The following is a 2,769-nucleotide window of genomic DNA, read 5'->3' as shown; positions in this document are numbered from 1 at the left end:
CGAAGCCCGCCGCCCGGCCGCCGCCGGGACGACCGCCGCCACCGGAAGGGGCGCCGCGCCGGCCGAGCCGCCGGCGGACGGCCCCATGGTGCGCGTGGGTGACCTCCACCGCTCCTACGGCACGGGCGCCGCCGCCGTGCACGCCCTGCGCGGCGTCTCCTTCACCGTGGGACGCGGCGAGCTCGTCGCCCTCAAGGGCCGTTCCGGCTCCGGCAAGACCACCCTGCTCAACCTGGTCGGCGGCCTCGACACCCCCGACCGGGGCACCATCAGCGTCGACGGCACCGACCTCTCCACGCTCGGCGAGGACGGGCTGCTCGCCCTGCGCCGCGACCGCATCGGCTTCGTCTTCCAGGCCTTCGGCCTCATCCCCATCCTCAGCGCCGCCGAGAACGTCGGCGTCCCCATGCGGCTGCGCAGGACCGACGCCCGCGCGCGCGAGGAGCGCGTCCAGCTGCTGCTCGGCCTCGTGGGCCTCGCCGACCACGCCGCCCAGCGCCCCGGCGAGCTCTCCGGCGGCCAGCAGCAGCGCGTGTCGATCGCCCGCGCCCTCGCCAACCGCCCGGCCCTGCTGATCGCGGACGAGCCCACCGGCCAGCTCGACGCCGAGACCGGCCTCGCCGTCATGGAACTGCTGCGCGCCGTCGTGCGGGCCGAGGGCGTCACCGCGCTCGTCGCCACCCACGACGCCCAGCTCCTCGGACTCGCCGACCGCGTGCTCGAACTCGACGACGGGCACATCACCGCCGCCGGCTGACCGGGTGGCGCGGCCGTCAGAATCCTGTCAAGACGTCCGCGCGCCTCCGCTTCCCGCCCGCTTTGTCATGGTCAGGCGCTGTAGCGTCGAGGAGGCCGGGGCATCTCACGCAGCGGCTCATTCGCGGGAAGACAATGGAGCCATGGGACGCGGCAAGCTTCGCATCTACCTCGGATCGGCGCCGGGCGTGGGAAAGACCTACGCGATGCTGTCGGAGGCACACCGCCGCGTCGAGCGCGGCACGGACGTCGTCGTGGCCTTCGTCGAGCACCACGACCGGCCCCGCACCGAGGTCATGCTCCGCGGTCTCGAGGAGGTCCGCCGCCGGGAGCTCGAATACCGCGGCGGCCGCTTCACCGAGATGGACGTCGACGCCGTGCTGGAGCGGGCGCCCGCCGTCGCGCTCGTCGACGAGCTGCCGCACACCAACGTGCCCGGCTCCCGCAACACCAAGCGCTGGCAGGACGTCGAGGAACTGCTCCAGGCCGGCATCGACGTGGTCTCCACGGTCAACATCCAGCACCTGGAGTCGCTCGGCGACGTCGTCGAGACCATCACCGGGGTGCGCCAGCGCGAGACCGTCCCGGACGAGGTCGTCAGACGCGCCGACCAGATCGAGCTCGTCGACATGTCGCCCCAGGCGCTGCGCCGCCGCATGGCCCACGGCAACATCTACAAGCCGGACAAGATGGACGCCGCGCTGTCCAACTACTTCCGCCCCGGCAACCTGACCGCGCTGCGTGAACTCGCGCTGCTGTGGGTGGCCGACCGCGTCGACGAGTACCTCCAGCAGTACCGCGGCGAGCACAACATCCGCTCCACCTGGCAGGCCAGGGAGCGCATCGTCGTCGGCCTGACCGGCGGCCCCGAGGGCCGCACGCTGATCCGCCGCGCCGCCCGCGTGGCCGCCAAGGGCTCGGGCAGCGAGATCCTCGGCGTCTACATCGCCCGCAGCGACGGCCTCACCGCCCCCTCGCCGAAGGAACTCGCGCTCCAGCGCACCCTCCTGGAGGACCTCGGCGGCACCTTCCACCACGTCATAGGGGACGACGTCCCCTCGGCACTGCTGGAGTTCGCCCGGGGTGTCAACGCGACCCAGGTCGTCCTCGGCTCCAGCCGCCGCAAGAGCTGGCAGTACGTGTTCGGGCCAGGCGTCGGAGCGACCGTCGCGCGCGAGTCGGGACCCGACCTCGACGTGCACATCGTCACGCACGACCGCGTCGCCAAGGGCCGCGGCCTGCCCGTGGCGCGCGGCGCCCGGCTCGGCCGCTCCCGCATCATCTGGGGCTGGCTGCTCGCCGTCGTCGCGCCCGTCCTGCTGACCCTGCTGCTGTCGTCGCTGTCCGACCCGCTCGGCCTGTCCAACGACGTCCTGCTGTTCCTCTTCATGACGGTGCTCGCGGCCCTGTTCGGCGGGCTGCTGCCGGCGCTCGCCTCCGCGGCCCTCAGCTCCCTGCTGCTGAACTTCTACTACACGCCTCCGACGCACACCCTCGACATCGCCGAGCCGAAGAACGTCGTCGCCCTCGTCGTCTTCTTCGCGGTCGCCGTCTGCGTCGCGTCCGTCGTGGACCAGGCCGCCCGCCGCACCCACCAGGCCGCGAGACTCAGAGCCGAGTCCGAGATCCTGTCCTTCCTCGCGGGCAGCGTCCTGCGCGGCGAGACCACGCTGGACGCCCTGCTGGAGCGGGTGCGCGAGACGTTCGCGATGGAATCCGTCGCGCTGCTGGAGCGCACGAGCGACGTCGACCCGTGGACCTGCGCCGGCAGCGTCGGGCCGAAGCCGTGCCTGCGCCCCGAGGACGCCGACGTCGACATGCCCGTCGGTGACCACATGGCCCTCGCCCTGACCGGGCGGGTCCTGCCCGCCGAGGACCGCCGCGTGCTCGCCGCCTTCGCGGCGCAGGCCGCCGTCGTCCTGGACCGCCAGCGGCTGATCGGGGAGGCCGCGCAGGCCCGCGAGCTGGCCGAGGGCAACCGGATCCGCACGGCGCTGCTGGCAGCGGTCAGCC

At 73.4% G+C, this 2,769-nt stretch carries 2 protein-coding genes; both read left to right on the top strand.

Annotated features, from left to right (window positions below; all coding sequences use genetic code 11):
- Positions 1-85 precede the first annotated feature (85 nt).
- On the top strand, positions 86-757 hold the full coding sequence (locus L1885_RS26695) for an ABC transporter ATP-binding protein (RefSeq protein ID WP_372482036.1): 672 nt from the start codon (positions 86-88) through the stop codon (positions 755-757).
- A gap of 142 nt (positions 758-899) precedes the next feature.
- Positions 900-2,769, top strand: a 1,870-nt coding sequence (locus tag L1885_RS26690) for a sensor histidine kinase (RefSeq protein ID WP_235799726.1), incomplete at its 3' end; no start/stop codon positions are given.

This window comes from Streptomyces fuscigenes (assembly GCF_021556455.1).
GTDB classification, from domain to species: Bacteria; Actinomycetota; Actinomycetes; order Streptomycetales; family Streptomycetaceae; genus Streptomyces; species Streptomyces fuscigenes.
The sequence above is the reverse complement of the archived record's forward strand: the minus strand, read 5'-3'. Positions and strand labels throughout refer to the sequence as shown.

What these genes read in the sequence shown, in the direction of transcription:
- L1885_RS26695 (WP_372482036.1), top strand. Translation starts at nt 86, where the DNA reads ATGGTGCGCGTGGGTGACCTCCACCGCTCCTACGGCACGGGCGCCGCC.